Genomic DNA, 22,040 nt, shown 5'->3' with positions numbered 1-22,040 from the left:
GATGCCGGTTATTTTTCGATTTGTTCAAGTCTTTTTAAAAACTTTTAAAGGACGTTTAATAGTGCGGTTAATCCATAATGAGCAAAGAGGCTATTCCTAAAGGAATAATGCGTCGAAATATAATCTCTTTCAAGCGCTTGCCTGCTTGTCGTTCTTTTTCATAGTTAGAATCATGAGCGTGTGCTTTAAATTGCTGAGGAGAACGAGAAAAGATCAAGCCATTGGTCATCGATAAAACCCGTGTAATCAACACCATGAAGAAAGAAACAAAAATGATTGCCAGTAAAAGTAGTTGTAAGAGTTGCATCGTATTACTACCTCCTTTTAGTAGCCATTTTTTCACTTCTAGTTTACCATCTTTTGAAACTTTTAGGGATCTTTATTCAACGTGCCCTTTCTTTTTTTGGTTCTTCCCTTATAATAGAGATATTTATAAGCGAGTTTCTGTTTCGCACAGCAACAGAGAGAAGGGAATCTTATGGCAATTACACAAAAAATCATTCAATCACCAGAAGACTTCCAAACGTTGGATCGTTTGATCAATGAAATCTGGCCAGAAGTGTTTACACCAATCATTGGTTCGGATCAAGTCGCGTATATGCTGGCTCATTATCAATCACCAGCAGCGATTCAAAACGAAGTCCAGCAAGGAGCCGTCTATCTTTTACTAATGGAAGGTGACCAAGCAGTGGGGTATACAGCGTATGAAGAAACGCCGCAGCAGATTTATTTAAGTAAATTGTATCTCCACCTATCCACAAGAGGCAAAGGCTATGCCAGCCAAGTCTTTGATTGGTATGAGGAAATCGCCTCAGGCAAAACGTTGCATTTAAACGTCAACAAACAAAATCAGCAGGCGATCGCTGTTTATGAACATCGCGGCTTTGAACGCGTTTCTGAACGCACCGTTACGATTGGTTCGGGATTTGTTATGGATGATTTTATTTATGAGAAGAAGATTGCTGGAGACGAAGGGGCGTAACAAGGAGAAAACGAATGGAACTCACTGCCAAGAATAAGTCGTTCAGTAAGAAAGAATGGCAACTATTTCAATACGTTTTAAATCAGCAAGCAGAAGTCTGTTCGATGTCTATTCGTGAACTGGCTGATACAACAAAAACTAGCTCAACGACTGTTCTGCGGTTTTGTCGAAAATTTGATTGCGAAGGTTTTTCAGAATTTAAAATCAAATTGAAAAAGACGTTACAGAAACAAGGAAAGACTGATCGATTATTCAAACAAGATAAAAAAGCCCTGCACTATTTTTTTGAACGTATGGATGAATCCTTCTATCGAGAAACATTATTAACGATCGCCAAACGAATAAGTAAAGCAAAACTTTTGATCTTAGCCAGTGATAGGGAATCGACACTTGCTTTGAGCTATGCCCAACAAAAGTTTGCACGTTTAGATAAGATCGTGAGCGTAGAGGAAGAAGCAACATCGATTAAATCCGTTTGGCGAACCTTAAGTAGCGAAACCACGTTGCTAGTCTTTTCTAATAAAGGCGCCGATCCATTCCTTGAATCTTTGATCACTGAATGTAGCCTCGCTGGAATTTCAACCATTTCACTGACAAATCGTTCAACAACGTCAATTGCTAAACTATCTGAGCGAAATTTTGCTTATTATTATTCCGATAATCAAGAAGCTGATTCATTGTCCTCACAAATTCCAGCCATTTATTTGGTGGAACTTTTATTTGATTTAGTTACTGATTGTGAAGGCCGCTGAATAATTAAAACTACCTACGCCTATCAGAGAAGTTCTTCTGATAGGCGTATTCTTTTGGCAATTTTTTCAATTAAATAGATTGCTGGTAGCTGAGAAGTCAGTTCAATGGTTTTCTCTTTTTTTTGACTAGCTTTAAAAATGGTCTCTCTTTCGATGTAATAGGGCACCGTTAAGTCGGATAACTGGCTGATGGTTGAATCTTCCGTATTCGTGATGGCAATTATCTGACACTCTTTTTGATTTAACTTTTGTAAGTATCGAATCATTTCTTGTGTTTCCCCGGAAATCGACAAAACAATGATACCGGTTTTGCACAATATGTCTTCTGGAAACCAGTCGATAGGATAATTTGAGGGATCATCAACTTTTAATGCCGTTTTTCCTAAGTCAGTAAAATAGAGTGCACCATATTCCGCAATCGTTTCAGATAAGCCTGATCCAATAAATAGCACAAAGCTTTTGTTCTTAAGAATCTCTGTTGCTCGATCGATTCTTTCAGATAAAAAGGGTTGGTTTACTCGCTTTAAGAAATCAATTGTTTGGGACTCATCACTATCGGATATTTTGGATTTTACGAGAGAATCTAAGTAAAAGCGCAAATTGATCTTAAATTCGGTAAACGTATCACATTCAAATTTTTTGCAAAAGCGGCTAATACTAGCAGTACTGGTATGGGTCTCTTTGGCAAGTACTTTCATCTTCATTTTAGATACTGAAGCCAAGTTTTTTGATACAAATAGGTAAACCTCGTATTCTAGTGCAGTAAGTTCAGGATTGTAGTCAAGAAAAAGCATGATGCACCTCCGTAACAAAGTGTTTTTTTTGTGGAACAAATGACAAGGGATGAAAACGTTCTCTATTTTGGATTATAACATTATATTGATTTTACTTCATGCTATACTTTCGTTGTTCAACGATGTAAGCGGATGCTTCGCTTAGTAAAAAAGGAATTGTAGGAGGGCGACATGGAGTATAATTTTTCAAAGAATTTTTTCTGGGGTGCAGCAACGAGTGCGACACAATCAGAAGGAACGATAGCTGGAGACAAGAAAGGAGAAAACATTTGGGATTATGCATCAAAAAACTATAACCATCGGTTTTTTGAAGGAGTTACAACAGAACATACATCAAGGTTTTATCAGGAAATGGAAGCGGATCTGGATCGAATGGCGGCACTTTCTTTTAATTCTTTTCGGACTTCGATCTCTTGGTCACGTCTTATTCCCGAAGGTACAGGGGAAGTCAATCCAGAAGCAGTTGACTTTTATACCAGAATGCTTGATGGGTTAAATCAAAGAGGCATCAAACCGTTTATCAATCTTTATCACTTTGACATGCCAATGAAATTACAAGAAATCGGCGGATTTGAAAATCGTGAGGTCGTCGAAGCGTATCGGGCGTATGCGAAAATTTGTTTTGATTTATTTCATGAGAAAGTTGCGTACTGGTTTACCTTTAATGAGCCGATGATTCCAGCAGAAGCCGGCTATTTGCATGACCGGCACTATCCTTATGTAGTTGATTTTAAACGAGCGGCACAAGTACTTCACCATATCATCCTTGCTCACTGTGAGGCAGTTAAGGTCTTTCGACAAGGAACTTATCAAGGAAAAATCGGTATCATCATGGATGTGATCCCAGTTTACCCAAGAAGCCAGCATCCTGCCGACTTAAAGGCAGCGGAAATGGCAGACCTCTTCTATACTCGCTCCCTTAATGAAGCGATATTAAAAGGTCGTTACCCTCAAGAGTTAAAGGCTATTTTAACGTGCTACGACCAAATGCCACGAGTGGAAGAACAGGATCTTGCCTTGATTGCTGAAACAACGATTGATCTGTTAGGGATCAATTATTACCGTCCACGGCGAGTGAGAGCCAAAGAATCATTGCCTAATCCCGAGGGAGTTTTTTCGCCAGAATGGTTTTACGATGATTACGAGATGCCCGGCAGAAGGATGAATACTTCAAGGGGGATTGAAATTTATCCTCATGGCTTGTATGATATCGCCAAAAAAATCCAGTTAGAATACGGGAATATTGATTGGTTTGTTTCAGAAAATGGCATCGGGATTCAGGGAGAAGAAACATTTATCGAAGGGGGGCAAGTACAAGACAACTATCGGATTGCTTTTTTAAAAGAGCATTTAATTGAGCTTCACCAAGCAATGACGGAGGGTAGTAACTGTCTGGGGTATCACATGTGGACATTTGTGGACTGTTGGAGTTGGCAAAATGCGTTCAAAAATCGCTATGGCTTTTATCGCTTAGATTTAGAAACAGGAGAAAAAACGGTGAAAAAGTCTGGTCTATGGTTTAAAGAAGTGATTCAAAGAAATGGTTTTTCAAACGAATTTTAGGAGGTTTTTATAATGAAAGTTTTAGACTCGGTTGCAATGAAGTTATTACCGATTGCCAATGCTATTGGACAGCAGCGGCACTTGCAGGCAATTCGAAATGGGTTGATTTCTATTTTGCCGCTCACGATCGTTGGCTCTTTTTTCACCATTATTTTAAATTTGCCGATTCCTGGTTATACCGAATGGGTCGCTCCTTATTTACCGGCACTTGACATTCCTTTTCGATTTACGGTGGGGCTAATGTCTCTCTATGCCTCATTTACGATCGGCTCCAACTTAGGTGCAAGTTACAAACTCGATCGGATAACAAGTGGGTTTTTATCCATGTTAGCGACGATTTTAATGGTCGTTCCAATCAATTTGGCGGAAGGCATCAGCACGACAGGAGATGCCGTACTTGCAGGAAGGTATTTACCCATCGCTTCACTTGGATCACAAGGACTATTCGGTGCGATCATTGCGGCGCTAGTTTCAGTAGAGATTTATCATTTTACGAAAGCAAAAAACTTGGAAATCAAGATGCCAGAAGGCGTACCTCCTGTGGTAGGAGAATCCTTTGCGGCACTCCTACCAACCTTGCTAGTTATCTTAGTCTTTTGGATTCCGCGACACTTTTTTGGTTTTGATTTAAATGGATTGTTGACGATCGCCATCTCTCCTTTAAAAGGGTTCTTAACGGGAAATAATTTGATTGGTGGGATCATCACACAATTTGTAATCTGTGTATTCTGGGTATTGGGTATTCATGGCCATGCCGTTTTAGGTCCCATCATTCGCCCGTTTTGGGATCAGGCAATTTTAGAAAATGCAGAATTGTTCCAAAATGGGATGTCTGCCTTTGATCTACCAAATCTTTTTACCGAGCAATTTTATCAATGGTATGCCCAAATGGGTGGAACAGGATCAACGCTTGCATTGGTTGTTTTGTTTATGTTCTCCCGTTCAAACTATTTAAAACAATTGGGGCGTCTTTCCATTTTACCGGGAATTTTTAATATTAATGAACCAATGATCTTTGGGACACCGATTGTAATGAATCCGCTATTGGCGATTCCCTTTATTCTAGTGCCAATTGCTAATACCATTATAGTTTATATCGTTACCGCTTTAAATTGGATGCCTAAGATGATGGTCAAACCACCATTTTCAATTCCCGCACCTCTTGGCGCATTGATTACCTCAAATTGGAATTGGGTTGCTTGTTTGATGGTCTTCGTCTGTTTCTTCGTTTCGTTAGCGATTTATTATCCATTCTTCAAAGCATTTGAGAAACTTCAAGTGGCGCAAGAGCTAGAAACAGTTAAAGAAGGTGAGTAGAATGGTTCTAGTAGTGAGTTGTTTGCTCTTGATTTTTCTGACCCATCTTCTTTTAGAAAAAAATAATGCTAGAATCACGCTGTCTTTTTGGAAACTATTACTTGTTTCCTTACTTTTCTTACTCAGTTTGTTTTTCCTGTTGATCCGCACTCCTTTGGCGCCAGTTTTCATTTTGTTACTTATCATCAATTGTACCGTCATCCAAAATCGATTTATGTATCAGTATCGACCGAAAGGACAACGATAGGACGCTTGATGGTTACTGTAAGAAATGTTATTGCGAAAAGATTATTCTATCTACTGTTTAAAAAACTATTTACGAACCTTGATCCTCTGTGCTATTATCCTTGTATAAACATTATAATGTTATAAACTAAGGAGGCAATTATGAAAGGGTTTGTAGAATTTATTGAACAGAAATTGATGCCGATTGCAAATAAAGTGGGGATGCAACGGCACATGGTAGCGATTCGAAAGGGGATCATCGCTACTTTACCATTAACGATCGTTGGGTCGTTCTTTACGATTTTGCTGAATTTCCCCATTGAATCAGTCGCTGCGGTGATCGAACCGTATCGGGAAGTTTTGGATATTCCCTTTCGTTATACAGTCGGATTATTGGCATTATATGCAACGTATGGGATTGCTTCATCGCTAGCCAAAAGCTACAAGCTGGATTCATTGACTGCGGGTATTTTAGCAACAATGTCCTTTCTTGTAACCGCTGCACCACCGTTGCGAGTCTTTGATTCTGTGGAAGGTATCATTGATGCCGGACGTTATATCAATGTGGCCAACCTAGGCTCCGGCTCTTTGTTTGGCGCGATCGTTACGGCAATCTTGTCCGTTGAAATCTATCGTTTCTTTATCGTAAAAAACATCACCATCAAAATGCCAGATGGTGTGCCGCCAGAAGTGACGAATTCATTCATGGCGTTGATTCCCGGTGGAGCGATCCTGATTTTATTCTGGGTGATCCGTCATATGCTTGGTTTTGATATCAATGGCTTTTTAAGTAATTTGTTGATGCCGTTAAAAGACGTGCTAGCGGGTAACAGCTTGTTTGGTGGTTTATTGACTGTCTTCTTGATCTGTTTCTTCTGGGTACTGGGGATTCATGGACCAGCCATCATGGGTCCTGTCATTCGTCCATTTTGGGATATTTCCATTGCTGAAAATATGGAAGCCTTCCAAGCATCTGGCAATGCGCATGAATTGCCTAATATTTTTACAGAACAATTTTTACAATGGTTCGTATGGATCGGTGGAGCCGGTACGACCTTAGCGTTGGTCGTTTTGTTCTTCTTCTCCAAATCAAAATACTTGAAACAATTGGGCCGTTTGTCCATCTTGCCAGGCCTATTCAATATCAATGAACCTGTGATTTTCGGTGCACCGATCGTAATGAACCCGATCTTAGGCATTCCTTTCTTGGTGGCACCGTTGATTACGACAACGATTTCTTACTTCGCGACCATTACGGGCGTCGTACCGATGATGGCTGCCAGACTTGGGTTTGCCATTCCAGCACCAATCGCCGCCTGGATGAGTACAGACTGGAGTATCGCAGCAGCGATTTTAGTAATCGTCAACTTCTTTATCACACTCGCAATCTATTACCCATTCTTTAAAGTCTTTGAGAAACAACAGATTGCCCGAGAGCAAGAAGAAGAAACAGCCGCTTAAGCAAAACAAAAAGAGTGAGGTGCAAACATGGGGATTTATGCCATTTGTTTATTTTTTGGTTGTCAAATTTGGTTAACAAAATCAGCACAAGGGAAAAAAATTCAAGAAGTGCCGTTTTGGCGGATGCTTTTGTTCGGGATTCTTGGCGTTGCTGCAGCGATCCTACTGAGCCGTCAGTTTCCGTGGGGACCATTTTTGACGATGACGGCGACGATTGTTTGCAGTTCGCTTTTACTGACACGTTTTACTGCTTTTTATGAAGAAATGAGGATGAGATAAGTTGAAAAGAAAACTAGGAGTATCGGTGTATCCCGATCACAGTGATTTTGAAACAGATAAAGCCTATCTGCAATTAGCCCATGATTATGGCTTTAGCCGCATTTTTATGAGTATGTTGGAAGTGAGCGACGGCAAAGAAAACGTGCAGAAAAAATTTAAAGCGTTGATTGATTTTGCCAAAGGATTAGGCTATGAAACGATTTTAGACGTGGCACCAGCCATCTTTTCTGAACTAGGCATCTCCTATGATGACTTGACCTTTTTCCATGAACTAGGTGCCGATGGGATTCGTTTAGATTTAGGTTTTGACGGCAACAAAGAAGCGATGTTGACCTACAATCCCTTTGGTTTAGCTGTTGAATTGAATATGAGCAATGATGTGGCGTATTTAGACAATATTTTGACCTATCAAGCCAACATTCCTTACTTATACGGCTGCCACAATTTCTATCCACAAGAAGGGACTGCCTTACCCTATGATTTCTTTGAAAAATGCAGTCGTCGTTTCAAGGAAAAAGGCATTCGAACCGCCACATTTATCTCTTCTCAAACGGGAAGGATCGGACCTTGGGATATCAATGATGGCTTACCGACCTTAGAAATGCACCGAAGAATGCCTGTAGAAACTGCCGCAAAGCATTTTTTTGCCACAGGCTTGATTGATGATGTCATTATCGGCAATGCTTATGCTTCGGAAGCAGAATTGGCGGCACTAGGAGCGATTGATCGCTACCAGACGGCATTTGCGATTGAATTTGTGCCTGAAATCAATGAAGTTGAACGCCGAATCGCCCTTGACGAGCAGCATTACCGCCGAGGCGACATCACTGACCGGATGATCCGTTCCACAGAAGTTCGTAAAAAGTATAAGAACCATGACAATCCTGCCCATGACCACGAAGGAGTCTTTCAACGAGGGGATGTTGTGATCGGCAATGATCGTTTTGGCAAGTACAAAAACGAGCTGCAAGTCGTGCTAGAGCCTCACTCAGACCCACGAAAAAATAAAATCGGTTCGATCGTCGAACAAGAGTTAGTTCTGCTGCCCTTTATCCATCCTTGGTCGAAATTCACTTTCACAGAGAGGAAGGTGTAACGAAATGTTTGATTTGATTATTCGTCAAGCCCGCACGATCGATGAAAAAGTATTTGATATTGGGATTCAAGACGGCAAAATCACTGCTCTGGCACCCATGTTGAAGGAGCAGGCGAAACAAGAGCTGACCTTAGAAGAAGGGGAGTTCTTGTCAGCTGGTTGGATCGATGACCATGTCCATTGTTTCGAGGAAATGACGCTCTATTATGATTATCCAGACGAGATCGGTGTTAAACAAGGCGTCACGACCGTTATCGATGCGGGGACGACTGGCGCCGAAAATATCCATCGGTTTTATGATTTAGCCAAAGAAGCCAAAACCAATGTCTTTGCTTTAGTCAATATTTCCAAATGGGGGATCGTAGAGCAGGATGAACTTGCGGATCTGTCAAAAGTCAAAAAAGAATTGGTCAAAGAAGCGTTGCAGAAGTTTCCTGACTTTATCGTCGGGATCAAAGCCCGAATGAGTAAAACGGTGATCGGCGAAAATGGCATCACGCCGTTGAAATTAGCCAAAGCGATCCAAGCTGAAAATCAACCGTTGCCTCTGATGGTCCATATTGGTTCAGCACCACCGAATTTAGCAGAGATTCTCGCTGAATTGGAAGCAGGTGATGTGGTGACCCATTGCTTTAACGGCAAAGCCAATGGGATTTTGGATCAGACGAACCAAACCATCAAGCCTTTCGTCTTTGCTGCCTATGAAAAAGGCTTGGTCTTCGATATTGGTCATGGGACAGACAGTTTCAATTTTGACGTGGCGGAGACGGCCTTTGCCAATCAGCTAAAGGCTTCTTCCATTAGTACGGATATCTACATCCGCAATCGTACCAATGGACCTGTTTTTGATTTAGCGACGACTATGGAAAAATTAGCGGTCGTAGGGTATGATTGGCGTGAGATCATCGAGAAGGTGACCAGTGCCCCTGCGAAGCAATTTCATTTACAGAACAAAGGCGAGATCGCATTGGGATATGATGCTGATTTTACGATTTTCCGCTTTGAAGAGGGCGAAAAGGAATTGACGGATTCTAACGGCAATCGCCGAATCACGACACAACAGATCGTGCCGCAAAAAGCGGTGATAGGAGGGGAACTTTTTGACACTGAATATTGAAGAACTAGGCTTGAAAGAAGTCATCAATGCTTCCGGCAAAATGACGATTCTAGGTGTCTCGAAAGTCAGCGAAAGCGTGCTTGCAGCCCAGCGCTATGGCGGGGAGCATTTCTTTGAAATGGCAGATCTAGCAGAAAAAACCGGTGCCTATTTAGCAAAATTGTTGAAAACGGAAGATGCGCAAATCGTTTCTTCCGCTTCGGCGGGAATCGCCCAATCAGTGGCGGCACTCATCGGTCAAGGCGACAGCTATCATTTGTACCACCCATACAGTGAGAAAATCAGCAAGCGGGAGATCATTTTGCCCAAAGGCCACAACGTAGATTATGGCACACCGGTGGAAGTGATGGTGGCGCAAGGGGGCGGAAAAGTCGTGGAAGCAGGCTATGCCAATATGTGCACACCCGAGCACATTGAACAGATGATTACGCCCGAAACAGCGGCAATCCTCTACATAAAGAGTCATCACACCGTTCAAAAAAGTATGCTGACGGTAGCAGAAACGGCCCAAGTTGCCAAGGCACACGATCTTCCATTGATCGTTGATGCGGCTGCTGAGGAAGATTTGTTTGCCTATGCCCAAGCAGGTGCTGATTTAGTGATCTATTCAGGTGCGAAAGCACTGTCAGGACCAAGTGCTGGCTTAGTGATCGGCAAGCAGCCCTATGTCTCTTGGGTGCGCCTGCAATCCAAAGGTATTGGTCGAGCAATGAAAATCGGTAAAGACAATATTCTCGGATTTACCCAAGCCGTGACGGATTATCTAGCGGAGGGAACAGAATCTGGCGCTTCGATGCAAGAGCGCCTACAACCATTTATTGCGGCAATCAATGAAATCACTGGTTTCGAAGCAAAAATCGTTCAAGATAGCGCTGGCAGAGACATTTATCGAGCGAGTGTCAAAGTGAAAGAACCAAGTGCCAAAGCAGTGATCGACGCGCTAAAAGCGGGAGAACCAGCGATTTATACCCGTGAATACCAAGCCAATAACGGCATTATTGAATTTGATATCCGAGCAGTCAATGAACAAGAAATGGCAGTGATCACCGATCGCTTACAAGAAATTATGTTAGGAGCAACCCAAAAATGAAAACTTCACCCAATTATTTCGCTGACCGTGTCTGTCTGAATGTGTTAGCAAACTCTATTGAAAATGCGAAAGCTTGTTATGAAGCAGCAGAGGGCAACATCGTCCTAGGTGTTTTATCAAAAAATTATGCTAGCGATGAGGCAGCCATCGTTGACATGAAAACCTATCAAGCGGCAACAAATAATGCCCTTTCTGTAGGGCTTGGTGCTGGCGACCCCAACCAAAGTGAAATGGTCTCCCGAATTTCCGCTGTTCTACAGCCACAGCATGTTAACCAAGTGTTCACGGGAGCGGGGACCTCACGAGCTTTGCTAGGACAATCTGAAACGATCGTCAATGCCCTTGTTTCACCAACGGGAAAAGTCGGCTATGTCAATATTGCTACTGGACCATTGAGTTCACAAACTCCAGCTGCAGAAGTCCCCGTCGAAACAGCGATCGCTTTATTAAAAGATATGGGGGCTAGTTCTATCAAGTATTTTCCAATGAAAGGGTTGGCTCATAAAGCAGAGTATCAAGCAGTAGCAGAGGCTTGTGCTGCGAATGATTTTTATTTGGAACCGACCGGCGGCATCGATTTAGAAAACTTTGAAGAAATCTTGCAGATCGCTGTTGATGCAGGAGTGAAAAAAGTCATTCCACATATTTACAGCTCGATCATCGATGGCGAAACAGGGGACACACGCCCTGAAGATGTACAGACATTAGCAGAAATGACGAAAAAGGTACTGGCAGCAGCCAAATAGGGGGGATCAATGATGCGGATCGGCGCTTACGGTGAGGTAATGATGCGGTTGACACCACCAGAATATCGAACACTGGAACAGACCCACTCTTTGCGGATGGATTTTACAGGAACAGGGGTCAATCTGTTAGGCAATTTGGCGCATTTCGGCTTGACCACCTCGATGCTGACACAAGTGCCAGCCAACCGTTTAGGGGATACGGCGAAAGCCAGCTTGCGTTCCTATGGGATTCAAACAGCATTTGTTGGAAAAAAATACAGCCATATCGGCAGTTATTTCGCCGAGATCGGCTACGGCGCTCGTCCGACTTACGTGACTTATCAAAATCGCCATCATAGTTCCTTTGGCGTTTCAGGTCCAGAAGAATATGCCATCGATGGATTTCTAGAAACAGTCGATCTCATTCATATTTGCGGGATCTCTCTTAGTTTGACTGAGAAAACCTGGAAAACTGCATTGGCTTTGGCGAAACAGGCCCATGTAAAGCAGATTCGCGTCTGCTTTGATTTTAACTTCCGCCCAAGCTTGAATGAAGAATTAAATCGTGAGGTACTAAAACAACGGTATGAAACGATCCTGCCTTATTGTGACCTAGTTTTCGGCTCTGTCCGTGACTTGGAGGAGCTGCTGGCGTATCCCTTAGAGGAAACAGAAGGTGCCGAGCTTGCGTTGATCCAATCCTTTATTGACCAGTATCAACTAGAATGGTTCTGCGGGACACGCCGTCTAGCCGTGGAAGACAAGCAGTTTATCAGTGGAAGAATCATTACGGCGCAGGATGCCTATGAAACGGCACCGCAGCTGCTGCAAGTATTGGATCGGATCGGGGCAGGGGATGCCTATGCCGCTGGTGTATTATTAGGCTATGCCGAAAAATGGTCGCTCCAACGCACCGCTGATTTTGCAATCACGAATGCTGTATTGGCTCATACGATGCTGGGAGATGTCCCCTTAACCACCAAAGAACAAGTTGAACAAGTCTTACGGGCACCTGGGAAAGACTTGATTCGCTAGAAAAAACACTTGCGTCCTTCTCTTGATGGATGACTGTGCAAAAGTAGACCAATCGGCTGCTTTTGCGCATTCATCCATCGCTTTTAGGAGAAGGACGCAAGTGTTTTTATTGTTTTAAAAAGGTTTCTACTTTTTTCTCAGGGATCACCCACAACAATAGCACGAGACTATCCAGCGTGATGATAAGTAGTGGATGGACCAGCCAGCCGAGGAGCAATGCCAGCACGTTGATAAACAACGTAAAGTAGAGTTTCTTGTATCCGCGAAACAGTTCTACGATGGCTTGATTGTCAGGGTTGGCACGCACCAAGGACTTTCCTACAAGGAAATAGCTGAAATCCGTCAATAAAATGACAGACCCGTATAGCAGCTGAGGGGCAAGAGCGACTGGATAACGACTGACCCATGACGTTACAAAAGGAAAGAGGGTTAGTGCCAGGATCAATAAATGATTCGCCCACAAGGTCCAACCGTCAATTTTAGATACTACTTGAAATAGATGATGGTGATTGTTCCAGTAGATCGCTAACATCACAAAGCTGATCAAATAAATAATAAATTGCTGTTCCACTCCTAAAAAAGAAGCAAATGTATCGCCTTCGGGCTGGTGCAATTCCAGTACTAATAAGGTCATTACGATCGCAATGACCGCATCCGTAAAGGCTTCGATTCGATTTTTTGACATGTACATCCATCCTTTTATGTTCCAGTTTACAGGATCAGTGTACGCGATTGTCAGAAATTCGTCTAATAATTTTTCTCGCGCATTACCCAATTGGACTCGCTATTTCGCAATTGGCCCACTGCCTAGTGCACCGAATAAAAACAAATCGATCGCTTCTGGCATTTTGTCTTCTTTTCCCGGTGAGTCCAAGTGAGCCGCCATCAGCACTAACAACTGGCTGGTAACAAATTCTGGATCGACATCCGAACGAAGATTGGAATCACTGCGACGGAACAAGTCAAGAAACGGTTCTTTGTAATTTTTCCGCCAAAGCAAGTACAGTTTTTTTGAAGTGTCCTCAGAAACGGTATGCTGAATGTCGTGCATCATCATATAAAAATTGATGCGATGCCGACTTCTTAAAAAAAGAAACATGTTTAAGATTTTTTCAGAGATCGTCAAGGAAGTATCTTCAACAGTCTGATTTAGTTTTCCAGAAACCTCTTGTGCCAAAGAGACCATCACTTCATAATAGATGGCTTCTTTGCCTTTGAAGTGATAATAAAGATTGGGTTGGGTGATGCCGACGGCTTCTGCGATCTGTCTAGTAGAAGTTGCTTGATACCCCTGCTGCATAAACAGGTTTTCTGCGACTCGTAATATTTTTTCTCGCAAGTTCAAAGTCAGCCCTCCCAACGTTCCTGACGAAGCATTTTTTTCGCGGTAAACAAAAGTTGGATTTTCCGTTGTTTCGGTACCGCTGTTTTTTCAGCAAATACTTGATAGTTGTTTTTGCGGATCACAGTCAAGATTTCCCGATAGATCAAAGCAGCTGCTAATAGAGCTTCACGGCAATCTTCATCGATTTGCGGCATCATTACAAAAGATTCCTGATAAAGCGTCTCAGCAAGTTGCGCTTCGTGTTCCCACATCTCGATAAACTGCTGGTTTTGATTGCCAGCTGCTAATGCCTCTCGCGAAAGGTTGAATTGCGCCAAGACCGTTTGTGGCAAATAGATGCGGCTCATCCGCAGATCCTCGCCAATATCACGTAAAATATTGGTGCGTTGCATCGCTTCACCCAATTTTATGGCGGGCTCTTGAATCGCAGCGGCTGTTTGTGAGAGAATCGGCAAGAGCATCAGACCCACACTGCCGGCAACGTAGTAACTATAGTCGGAAAGCTCTTTTTCAGAGGTGGGCTGCTGGAAGTCAAGGTCTTGTTTTTGTCCCACCAATAGATCGAAAAAGGGCTGAAACTGTAGGTCAAACTGTTGGAAAGAAAGGGTCAATGCCCGCCAAATGGCTTCATCAGGATCTTCTTCCTTGATGGCTTGCGGCAAGTCGATCGCATCGCCGGTTAATAGTTCTTGTATTTTTTCCAAGCGTTTTTTCATGGCTTCGATCAACAATGGGTCTTGCTTTTCATCGACGGCATCATCGGCACGTCGACAAAAGGCGTAGACGGCATAGACGGCGCGTGCTTTGTCTTTTGGCAATTGAGAAAAGGCGGTATGAAAGTTTTTCGAATGCTTTTTTATGATGGCCTCACAGTATAAAAAATCGTTGTCGTATTCATCAAAGACGCTTAATGATTTAACGGTCATCTTTTAACAACTCCTCCACAGCTAACTTGGCACTTTGCATCACGATTGGCACACCCGCTCCCGGATGCGTACTGCTGCCGCAGAAGTATAGGCCTTCTGCATAATCAAATTTATTATGGGGACGATAGTAATTGCTTTGCGACAAGGTTGGTTTCAAGCCAAATGTCGCACCGTTGTAGGCATTGAACCGATCATTGAACGTATCTGGCGTATACATTTTTTCATACACGATGTGTTCATCGATATCCGTAAAGATCGTTTTTTCTTTTAATAATCCAATGATCTGCTGGCGGTAGCTTTGGATCGTTTCATCCGTCCATTGATCAAATTTAGATAATTCAGGTACTGGGACTAATACATAAAGACCTTCTTGACCATCAGGTGCTAAGGAAGCATCTTTCAGGGTTGGACGATACAAGTAGAAGGAAGGATCTTCTGGCAGCTTGCCAGCCTCGAAAAGATCGTCTACATTGCGTTTGAAATCATTGGCAAAATAAATGCTATGGAGTGCGCTATCTTCATATTTTTTGTCCAGTCCTAAATAAAGCAAGAAACAAGAACAAGAGTAATCCATCGAAGCGATTTTTTGATTGGTGTATTTGCCGCGTTTTGATTCATCAGGAATCAAGCTTTCCATAGCATAAGGAAAATCAGCCGCACAAATCACGGCATCTGCGGTGATCGTTTCTCCATTGACACGAACGCCTTTGGTTTGCTTGTTTTCGATCAATAATTCATCGATTGGGGTATTGTAATGGATCGTTCCGCCTAATTCTTGGAACAAACGTGCCATACCAGTGGCTAATGTATACATGCCGCCTTTGATGAAATAGACCCCATACATCAACTCGATCATAGGGATGATGGTATAAAGGGACGGCCCTTGGTAAGGGGAGACACCGATATACAAGGTTTGAAACGCCAATGATTTTCGCAGGCGATCATCTTTGACAAATTTAGAAATGGAAGAGTAGGCGTCACTAAACGTTCGCAGCTTTAACCCTGCCCATAATGATTTGGGATTGTAAAAGTCTCGCCATGTCCGAAACGACTTGGTGATGAAGGACTCTTTGGCGATCACATAGCGTTTGTAAATATCTGCTAAAAAGGCAAAATAGCCTTGTGCATCTTCTTCCGAGATCGCTTCTAGCGTTTTGGTCAATTCTACTAAGTCGTTTGAGAAGGTCAGCGGTTCGTCTTGAGCAAAATACAGCTGCAGCATCGGATCGACTTTCTCCATAGGAATATAGTCATTCGGATCAACGCCAGCAAATTCAAACACTTCACGATAAATTTCAGGCATCATCACGATGGTGGGTCCCACATCAAAGGTAAAGCCGTTTTCCTTGATCTGATTCATTTTGCCCCCAGGTTGACCTTCTTTTTCGTAGAGGGTGACGTCATAGCCAAGTTTTTGCAAACGGACAGCAGCAGCTAATCCTGACACTCCCGCACCGACAACAATAATTTTTTTCATGCTTGCTCCTTCTGCGAATCACTTGATTCGGCTTCTTTTTTCGTGTGTTCTTTTTCCTCTAAAACGCCATCCTTCATGACGAGGACCCGGTCGCAATAATCTGTCAAACGGGTATCATGGGTCACCATAATGGTGGCTTTTTGTTTTTCTTTGGTTTCTTTCGCTAAGATTTTGACGACTTCGACGGCTTTTTTTGAATCAAGACTCGCCGTTGGTTCATCTGCCAAAATGATGGTGGGATCATGATAGAGCGCTCGGGCAATAGCCACACGCTGCCTTTCACCACCAGATAGTTCATCGGGGTATTTGTTCTGCAGCTTTTCAATCCCTAGTTGTTCAAACAATTCAGTAGCTGATTGCTCTTGGGGTTCTTTGCTGACCTTATCCACCAATTGAAGTTGCTTTTTGACCGTCAAAAAAGGGACAAGGTTGGAAGCTTGTAAAATAAAGCCGATCTTTTTGAAACGAGTTTTTGCCCGTTGCTTTTCTTTTTGTTTACTAAAAGGTTCGTCATTGATAAATACTTCGCCTTCAGAGGGAGCTTGTAGACCACCGGCAATCGTCAGAAAGGTACTTTTCCCAGAGCCGGAAGGACCGATGATGGCGACAAATTCGCCTTTTTCTACCGAAAAGTTGGTTTCTTTCAAGGCTTCAATCGTCGCGTCCCCATCTTTAAATGATTTTTTGACTTGTTTGAATTCAATGGCACTCATGTTTTTTCCTCCTATCCGATTGCTTTCAATGGGTCGATTTTTACAATCGTTCGCACCGAGAAGAAAGCACCTAGCATCGCGATCAGAATCATCATTACACTGATACTAGCAAAGAATAATAGATTGATTTGGAATGGCACTGCCGCAGGTAACACGAGGGCGGTACCGATCGTTGCCAACCCACCGATCAAAACACCCGAGGTGGCCAACAAGAACGTTTGGGCGATCACCGAAAAAGCAATGTAGCGGCTAGAGATCCCTTGGGCTTTCATGACACCGAAAATTTCTGATTTTTGCATCGTTAGCACATAGATAAAAATACCGATAACGATGGCAGCTATCACGATCAAGAACCCGATCATAAAGCCAAAGGTCAGCACTTGTGCGTTGTAACCAGGCAATTCATTAATAAATTTGCTGATATCCGTAGCGACTAGATCATCTGGCACTTCTTTGATTTTGCCACGAGTTACGATCGCGTTGATACGGGCATTTTCTGAATCATCTTCTTTTTCAAAACGAATTTCTTGATAGGCACCGATCGAGGTGTAGAGGACCGGAGCAACACTGAAGCGGGCGTTATCTGTAAAACCGACGATTTTCAATTTTTTGTCACTGCCGGCTAATTTGATGGTGTCACCAATGGAAATCCCGTATTCTTCCTCAATGCTGCTGTCTGCGACCGCTTCATCATCTGACGCAAACATCTCGCCATCGATAATATTTGGTGCTAGAAATTGATCTGGATCAATGCCGAAAAAGGTGACATCGACTTTTTCACCGTTGTCTTCTTTGGTCACTACCCCAGCGGTTTGCGCCAAAACAGCTTTTTCTGGTGCATCGACTTCGTCATAAAGACTGCGAGGAAGCATCGACATGTTTAAATTATCATTTGCTTCTTCAGTCAACAAAATTTGATCTGCCTCCCATTTGTCGACCGCCATCCGATTATCTTGAGCCAACCCATACGCTAAGCCAGTTAAAAAAAAGACCAGATAGGCGATTAAAAACATGACCCCTGTGACTAGGGCGTAACGCAATTTGGAATGGCGTATTTCATTGATTGCCAAAAACATAACGATTCCTCCTATTATTTTATCAATTGATAAAATAAAAATACCATTTTTTTTATTTTCAGCAAACTATCTTGCTTACAAAGAGTAAATTCGGTGAAAAAAGGAAGGTTATTTAGAAGGGCGTCTGTCGATTGAAGAAAACCAATTACTGCTCTTTTATTTTGATAGAATCGTTTGAGCAATGAAGGAGAGGGGCGACTTCCGTGAAAAAAGAACTAGGATAACAGTAAAAGCCCTCTGATTCAGCGCACGCAAACACTTGGCGTATTTTGAAATCAGAGGGTTTCTATTTAAAGTCTGGTGTTGGATCAAAGTGTCAATCGTCAATTTCTTTGCTTGTAGGGATAACTAATGGCACGATTTTTTCAAAGGAGTGGCGGAAGCTTTCAGGTTGTGCTAATTTTTGATAGATGATCGCCAAACCGTCTTGGTTTTTGCGATAATCCAACCAAACCTTCAGCTCACTTTGAGGACCATATTTCTTTGAAATGTACTGATACGCTTCTTTGTGCAATTGTTCTAGATCTGTGAGCTGCTTTTTCTCATAAGCAAAAAGCAAGGTTCGCTTGAGGATTCGCTCAAAATCTAAGTCACGATCGGCTTCGGAAATAATTTTGCCATAAAGCGAGCGAGGCTCATAGGGCAGCGAAGCACGATGGTCTTCTACTGCTTCGCCGATCATTGAAATGACTGGAGGAGAGAAAAAGCGTGGCAACACAGCATCTTGTTCAACGATCTTGCGGGAATTGCTTTCGTGGTTTTTGCGGCCATAGAGCAAGCCGATATCATGGTAGGCAGCTACCGTATAGACGATATTCAGGTCAACAGGCAATGTTTCAGCAATCTCAAAACTATTTTGGATCACTTGGTGGACGTGCGCTGGGGAGTGACTGCTATCCAATTGGTTGTATTGTGGGATGATGGAGCTTTCAATATAGTGCTTTAGTTGTGGATCAATCTTCATTTGTCTGGTTCACCTGCCTTTCTTATGCTAGATGAGGGGGAATTGAGCCAGTGCCAAACCGATCACTCGTTTCTAGACCTAGCGGCTGACGACAAAAGCCAAAGGGCTGTCCATCAATGGTGATTTGCTGCTTGAGCCACGGAAGGTAACTGATGGTATCTGTTGGATCGCCGGCAGCTGCTTGTTCCATTTTCTGCCATTCATCCGACGTAGAAATCGTTGCAGCACCTTTGAGTAACCCTTGCCAAATCACCTGGATCTCCTCGGGACAAAGGTTTCCTGCCATTGATGACAGCCCGTTAAACCCTAGTGCGACCTTTTCCGCCAAGTCCGCTTCACCACCAGCATAAAAACGAAAATCGGCAGCCGTCTTTGTTTTTAGTTGAGGCACTCGCTCCTTACTGCCAGCTTCTTTTGAGCCGATCACCCGAGGGTCAGCGATCAAGGTCAAGAGACTTTCTGCAGATAAATCAAAGCCCGTGCGGCGGGGATTGTTGTATAAAATAACTGGTTTTTCGCAAGTATGGATCAATCCCTGAGCATAGAGGACGGCTTCCTTTTGGGTCAGGCAAAGATAAGGGGGAAAGCCTAAAACCACACCATCGATTCGGGGATTTTTGCTGATTGCTTCTGCCAACGCGAGCGTTTCATGAAATACGATGCCAGCTAAACCGAAGAGGACTTCGAAATCGGCTGCCCAGCTGGTTTCTTGCGCTAAGGCATGTAGAAGCTGTTTTTTTTCTGTTAAGGTCAATGAGTGCTGTTCACCGGTGGAGCCGCACACCAAAACCGATTTGATCCCTTGCTTTTGCAGTTGCAAGATATGAGCGATCGTCCTTTTCGTGTCAAGTCTTTCTGCATGATCAAATGCTGTTGGGACGGCAACATGCAGTGAGTGATTCAATGAAGTCATCCGATTCATCCTTTCTTGTGATACGTTTAGCCAGCGATGTTCTTCTTGCTTCTGGTGCAAGCCAAGGAAGACGAAATAACTGATTATCCACTAAGTGTAGCAAACTTCTCGTTTCAGCAAAAGGCTTAGCAAAATATTTTTAAAACGGTGGTTGCGTTTTCAAATAAAGCATGGTATTATGCAAGTAATAAAACAGGCATGTGACTGGTAATGCAGGCAGGACCTATAAAAAACATGGAAGGGATCGTTGGATTCCGTTCAATGTTTTTGTAGGTGCTGCCTGCTTTTTTCTTTGTTTGGCCAACAAAGGAAAACTAATTAAAGGAGAAGAAAATTATGAATGTAAAAGAAACGGCAACTGCCATCGTTGAGTTGATTGGCGGAAAAGAAAATATCGCACATTTGGAACATTGCTCCACACGCTTGCGCTTTACCTTAAAAGACAATAGCCTCGTACAAAAAGATGCCTTGGAAAAAGTCGATGGCGTGATTGGGGTGCGACAAAATGTCCAATGCCAAGTCATCATCGGCAATGATGTCGTCGAAGTGTATGATGAGGTTATGAACGTGTTAGGTCATGAGCTAACAGCGGATGGAGGAAGTGAAGGCAAACAAAAACAATCGTGGGGTGCGGTCCTGCTTGATTTTATTATCTCGATTTTTCAACCGTTGATTCCAGCAGTCGCTGGTGGGGGCGTCTTGAAATCCTTACTGTTACTTGCTTCTGTCACTGGATTGATGGACAATACGAGCCAAACGTATCAAATTTTGAATCTGATCGGTGGCGCACCATTGTATTTCTTACCGATTTTAGTGGCGATCACCACGGCAAATAAATTAAAGGTCAACCAATTGGTGGCGGTTTCCGCTGTCGGTGCCTTGATTTTGCCTGAACTAACAACACTATTGACAGATGGCGCAGCGTTCATGGGCTTCGGTTTACAAAATATCGCTTATGCGTCACAAGTATTTCCAGCCATTTTAACGGTTTTATTTTACGCTCAAATTGAAAAACTGTTTACCCGAATCTCACCAAAACCGATCCGTATCTTCTTTGTTCCAATGATGAGCTTAGTTATTACGGTTCCAGTTGCTTTATTGATTTTAGGCCCATTAGGCTTTGAAGTCGGAACGATTTTCTCAGCAGCGATTATTTGGCTGTATGCCCATTTAGGTTGGGTGGCAACGGGGATCTTAGCCGCTGTTTTACCATTGATGGTGGTTACCGGCATGCACAAAGCTATGATTCCTTATGCTGTTTCGTCTATGAGTGAGATGGGGGCAGAGCTGTTATACTTACCTGCCTCATTGGCACATAACATCGCAGAAGCCGGTGCTTGTTTTGCGGTGAGTGTTCGGACCAAAGACCAAAAACTTCGTTCAACCGCTGTTTCTGCAGGCATCTCCGCCCTTTTTGGCATAACCGAGCCTGCTTTGTATGGGGTGACGATCCTGCACAAACGAGTGCTTTACGGCGTGATGGCTTCCAGCCTAGTTGGTGGTGCAGTGGCTGGGTTATTTGCCATCAAGGCCTTCGCATTAGTTGGTCCCGGTCTAGCAAGTATCACTATGTTCGTCGATGAAGCCAACCCGATGAATCTTGTGTGGGCATTAGTCACGTTAGGGGTATCCTTTGCTGTTTCCTTCGTCCTTGTCCTTTTCTTATTCAAAGACAAAACAGTGGAAAATAAGACGACAGTTGCCGATCCGAAAGCCGAAGTATTGAGTAAACCAGTAGAAGGCCAAGTGGTAGCCCTATCTGAAGTCAACGATGAAGTCTTTTCAAGCGGTATGATCGGAGAAGGTTTCGGGATCATCCCGACGTCTGGCGAATTGATCGCACCGGAAGATGGCGAAATCACGATGTTGTTTGAAACCAACCATGCGATCGGGTTAAAAACTCGTAATGGCGCAGAATTGCTCTTTCATATCGGCTTGGATACCGTTCAATTAGAAGGCAAACACTTTACCCCTTACGTGAAAGCGGGGTATCAAGTGAAACAAGGGCAACCACTGATTCAATTTGATCTAGATGCCATCAAAGCAGCTGGGTTGGATCCAATCGTGATCTGTGTGGTCACCAATCAAGAGAACTTTACGGTCAAACCGATCGAATCAACCGATGAGCGCAACGAACAAGGTGTTTTATCGATTGCACCGATCGTCTAAACCAATGAGCAATGCAACAAA

The 22,040-nt window shown here is 43.1% G+C and carries 22 protein-coding genes; 12 read left to right on the top strand and 10 right to left on the bottom strand.

Features of this window, described 5'->3' with window-relative positions:
* Window positions 1–67: 67 nt before the first annotated feature.
* Window positions 68–307 (bottom strand): hypothetical protein, encoded by a 240-nt coding sequence (locus A5882_RS15700; protein WP_254908524.1) that lies wholly within the window; start codon window positions 305–307, stop codon window positions 68–70.
* 171 nt (window positions 308–478) lie between these two features.
* On the opposite strand from A5882_RS15700, the gene A5882_RS15690 reads away from it, so the two are divergent.
* Complete coding sequence (locus A5882_RS15690) at window positions 479–982, top strand: GNAT family N-acetyltransferase (RefSeq protein ID WP_086373077.1); 504 nt, start codon at window positions 479–481, stop codon at window positions 980–982.
* A gap of 14 nt (window positions 983–996) precedes the next feature.
* Window positions 997–1,734 (top strand): MurR/RpiR family transcriptional regulator, encoded by a 738-nt coding sequence (locus tag A5882_RS15685; RefSeq protein ID WP_086373076.1) that lies wholly within the window; start codon window positions 997–999, stop codon window positions 1,732–1,734.
* Window positions 1,735–1,757: 23 nt separating this feature from the next.
* Here A5882_RS15685 and A5882_RS15680 read toward each other — a convergent pair whose 3' ends face one another.
* Window positions 1,758–2,528 (bottom strand): MurR/RpiR family transcriptional regulator, encoded by a 771-nt coding sequence (locus A5882_RS15680; protein WP_086373075.1) that lies wholly within the window; start codon window positions 2,526–2,528, stop codon window positions 1,758–1,760.
* 171 nt (window positions 2,529–2,699) lie between these two features.
* Here A5882_RS15680 and A5882_RS15675 point away from each other — a divergent pair, with 171 nt between their 5' ends.
* From A5882_RS15675 to A5882_RS15630, 9 genes are all read left to right on the top strand, one after another.
* Window positions 2,700–4,091 (top strand): glycoside hydrolase family 1 protein, encoded by a 1,392-nt coding sequence (locus A5882_RS15675; RefSeq protein WP_086373074.1) that lies wholly within the window; start codon window positions 2,700–2,702, stop codon window positions 4,089–4,091.
* A 12-nt stretch (window positions 4,092–4,103) separates the two neighbouring features.
* Complete coding sequence (locus A5882_RS15670; RefSeq protein ID WP_008378600.1) at window positions 4,104–5,408, top strand: PTS sugar transporter subunit IIC; 1,305 nt, start codon at window positions 4,104–4,106, stop codon at window positions 5,406–5,408.
* 387 nt (window positions 5,409–5,795) lie between these two features.
* Window positions 5,796–7,094: a PTS sugar transporter subunit IIC gene (locus A5882_RS15660; RefSeq protein ID WP_005225702.1), complete on the top strand. Its 1,299-nt coding sequence runs from the start codon at window positions 5,796–5,798 to the stop codon at window positions 7,092–7,094.
* Between the two features lie 27 nt (window positions 7,095–7,121).
* Window positions 7,122–7,373 (top strand): hypothetical protein, encoded by a 252-nt coding sequence (locus tag A5882_RS15655; RefSeq protein ID WP_005235223.1) that lies wholly within the window; start codon window positions 7,122–7,124, stop codon window positions 7,371–7,373.
* Window position 7,374: 1 nt separating this feature from the next.
* Window positions 7,375–8,469 carry a DUF871 domain-containing protein gene (locus A5882_RS15650; protein WP_086373073.1) on the top strand — a complete coding sequence of 365 codons (1,095 nt, stop codon included), beginning with the start codon at window positions 7,375–7,377 and terminating at the stop codon, window positions 8,467–8,469.
* A 4-nt stretch (window positions 8,470–8,473) separates the two neighbouring features.
* Complete coding sequence (locus tag A5882_RS15645; RefSeq protein ID WP_086373072.1) at window positions 8,474–9,586, top strand: amidohydrolase/deacetylase family metallohydrolase; 1,113 nt, start codon at window positions 8,474–8,476, stop codon at window positions 9,584–9,586.
* Window positions 9,570–10,676 carry a DgaE family pyridoxal phosphate-dependent ammonia lyase gene (locus tag A5882_RS15640; RefSeq protein ID WP_086373071.1) on the top strand — a complete coding sequence of 369 codons (1,107 nt, stop codon included), beginning with the start codon at window positions 9,570–9,572 and terminating at the stop codon, window positions 10,674–10,676. The genes A5882_RS15645 and A5882_RS15640 overlap by 17 nt, the downstream gene beginning before the upstream one ends.
* Window positions 10,673–11,422, top strand: a complete 750-nt coding sequence (locus tag A5882_RS15635; RefSeq protein ID WP_016613418.1) for a KDGP aldolase family protein — start codon at window positions 10,673–10,675, stop codon at window positions 11,420–11,422. Before A5882_RS15640 ends, A5882_RS15635 begins: the two co-directional genes overlap by 4 nt.
* 9 nt (window positions 11,423–11,431) lie before the next feature.
* Window positions 11,432–12,436 (top strand): sugar kinase, encoded by a 1,005-nt coding sequence (locus tag A5882_RS15630; RefSeq protein ID WP_016613417.1) that lies wholly within the window; start codon window positions 11,432–11,434, stop codon window positions 12,434–12,436.
* Window positions 12,437–12,542: 106 nt separating this feature from the next.
* On the opposite strand, the gene A5882_RS15625 is transcribed toward A5882_RS15630, so the two are convergent.
* The 8 genes from A5882_RS15625 to A5882_RS15590 all read right to left on the bottom strand — a co-directional run bounded on the left by A5882_RS15625 (window position 12,543) and on the right by A5882_RS15590 (window position 19,850).
* The gene (locus tag A5882_RS15625) at window positions 12,543–13,121 is read right to left on the bottom strand and encodes a TMEM175 family protein (RefSeq protein ID WP_042890962.1); all 579 of its coding nucleotides are present in this window, start codon (window positions 13,119–13,121) and stop codon (window positions 12,543–12,545) included.
* 99 nt (window positions 13,122–13,220) lie between these two features.
* The gene (locus tag A5882_RS15620; protein WP_008378578.1) at window positions 13,221–13,781 is read right to left on the bottom strand and encodes a TetR/AcrR family transcriptional regulator; all 561 of its coding nucleotides are present in this window, start codon (window positions 13,779–13,781) and stop codon (window positions 13,221–13,223) included.
* Between the two features lie 2 nt (window positions 13,782–13,783).
* Window positions 13,784–14,707, bottom strand: a complete 924-nt coding sequence (locus A5882_RS15615; RefSeq protein ID WP_086373070.1) for a phytoene/squalene synthase family protein — start codon at window positions 14,705–14,707, stop codon at window positions 13,784–13,786.
* Window positions 14,697–16,184 (bottom strand): NAD(P)/FAD-dependent oxidoreductase, encoded by a 1,488-nt coding sequence (locus tag A5882_RS15610; RefSeq protein ID WP_086373069.1) that lies wholly within the window; start codon window positions 16,182–16,184, stop codon window positions 14,697–14,699. Before A5882_RS15610 ends, A5882_RS15615 begins: the two co-directional genes overlap by 11 nt.
* Window positions 16,181–16,897: an ABC transporter ATP-binding protein gene (locus A5882_RS15605; RefSeq protein WP_005235241.1), complete on the bottom strand. Its 717-nt coding sequence runs from the start codon at window positions 16,895–16,897 to the stop codon at window positions 16,181–16,183. Before A5882_RS15605 ends, A5882_RS15610 begins: the two co-directional genes overlap by 4 nt.
* 11 nt (window positions 16,898–16,908) lie before the next feature.
* Window positions 16,909–17,973 carry an ABC transporter permease gene (locus A5882_RS15600; protein WP_016613416.1) on the bottom strand — a complete coding sequence of 355 codons (1,065 nt, stop codon included), beginning with the start codon at window positions 17,971–17,973 and terminating at the stop codon, window positions 16,909–16,911.
* A 316-nt stretch (window positions 17,974–18,289) separates the two neighbouring features.
* Window positions 18,290–18,937 carry an HD domain-containing protein gene (locus tag A5882_RS15595; RefSeq protein WP_086373068.1) on the bottom strand — a complete coding sequence of 216 codons (648 nt, stop codon included), beginning with the start codon at window positions 18,935–18,937 and terminating at the stop codon, window positions 18,290–18,292.
* 22 nt (window positions 18,938–18,959) lie between these two features.
* Entirely contained in the window at window positions 18,960–19,850 is an 891-nt protein-coding gene (locus tag A5882_RS15590) for a dihydrodipicolinate synthase family protein (RefSeq protein WP_008378574.1), read from the bottom strand.
* A gap of 336 nt (window positions 19,851–20,186) precedes the next feature.
* Between A5882_RS15590 and A5882_RS15585 the strand changes: the two genes are divergently transcribed.
* Entirely contained in the window at window positions 20,187–22,019 is a 1,833-nt protein-coding gene (locus tag A5882_RS15585) for a beta-glucoside-specific PTS transporter subunit IIABC (RefSeq protein WP_086373067.1), read from the top strand.
* The last annotated feature ends 21 nt before the right edge of the window (window positions 22,020–22,040 follow it).

The organism is Enterococcus sp. 4E1_DIV0656 (assembly GCF_002140695.1).
Lineage (GTDB): Bacteria > Bacillota > Bacilli > Lactobacillales > Enterococcaceae > Enterococcus_D > Enterococcus_D entomosocium.
This window is presented reverse-complemented; position numbering and strand designations above follow the sequence as displayed.

Excerpts from the sequence above, each read along its gene's own strand:
- A5882_RS15600 (WP_016613416.1), bottom strand. The coding sequence starts at position 17,973 with ATGTTTTTGGCAATCAATGAAATACGCCATTCCAAATTGCGTTACGCC.
- A5882_RS15595 (WP_086373068.1), bottom strand. The coding sequence starts at position 18,937 with ATGAAGATTGATCCACAACTAAAGCACTATATTGAAAGCTCCATCATC.
- A5882_RS15685 (WP_086373076.1), top strand. The coding sequence starts at position 997 with ATGGAACTCACTGCCAAGAATAAGTCGTTCAGTAAGAAAGAATGGCAA.
- A5882_RS15610 (WP_086373069.1), bottom strand. The coding sequence starts at position 16,184 with ATGAAAAAAATTATTGTTGTCGGTGCGGGAGTGTCAGGATTAGCTGCT.
- A5882_RS15615 (WP_086373070.1), bottom strand. The coding sequence starts at position 14,707 with ATGACCGTTAAATCATTAAGCGTCTTTGATGAATACGACAACGATTTT.
- A5882_RS15660 (WP_005225702.1), top strand. The coding sequence starts at position 5,796 with ATGAAAGGGTTTGTAGAATTTATTGAACAGAAATTGATGCCGATTGCA.
- A5882_RS15630 (WP_016613417.1), top strand. The coding sequence starts at position 11,432 with ATGATGCGGATCGGCGCTTACGGTGAGGTAATGATGCGGTTGACACCA.
- A5882_RS15605 (WP_005235241.1), bottom strand. The coding sequence starts at position 16,897 with ATGAGTGCCATTGAATTCAAACAAGTCAAAAAATCATTTAAAGATGGG.
- A5882_RS15645 (WP_086373072.1), top strand. The coding sequence starts at position 8,474 with ATGTTTGATTTGATTATTCGTCAAGCCCGCACGATCGATGAAAAAGTA.
- A5882_RS15690 (WP_086373077.1), top strand. The coding sequence starts at position 479 with ATGGCAATTACACAAAAAATCATTCAATCACCAGAAGACTTCCAAACG.
- A5882_RS15700 (WP_254908524.1), bottom strand. The coding sequence starts at position 307 with ATGCAACTCTTACAACTACTTTTACTGGCAATCATTTTTGTTTCTTTC.
- A5882_RS15590 (WP_008378574.1), bottom strand. The coding sequence starts at position 19,850 with ATGACTTCATTGAATCACTCACTGCATGTTGCCGTCCCAACAGCATTT.
- A5882_RS15670 (WP_008378600.1), top strand. The coding sequence starts at position 4,104 with ATGAAAGTTTTAGACTCGGTTGCAATGAAGTTATTACCGATTGCCAAT.
- A5882_RS15680 (WP_086373075.1), bottom strand. The coding sequence starts at position 2,528 with ATGCTTTTTCTTGACTACAATCCTGAACTTACTGCACTAGAATACGAG.
- A5882_RS15625 (WP_042890962.1), bottom strand. The coding sequence starts at position 13,121 with ATGTCAAAAAATCGAATCGAAGCCTTTACGGATGCGGTCATTGCGATC.
- A5882_RS15585 (WP_086373067.1), top strand. The coding sequence starts at position 20,187 with ATGAATGTAAAAGAAACGGCAACTGCCATCGTTGAGTTGATTGGCGGA.
- A5882_RS15655 (WP_005235223.1), top strand. The coding sequence starts at position 7,122 with ATGGGGATTTATGCCATTTGTTTATTTTTTGGTTGTCAAATTTGGTTA.
- A5882_RS15635 (WP_016613418.1), top strand. The coding sequence starts at position 10,673 with ATGAAAACTTCACCCAATTATTTCGCTGACCGTGTCTGTCTGAATGTG.
- A5882_RS15675 (WP_086373074.1), top strand. The coding sequence starts at position 2,700 with ATGGAGTATAATTTTTCAAAGAATTTTTTCTGGGGTGCAGCAACGAGT.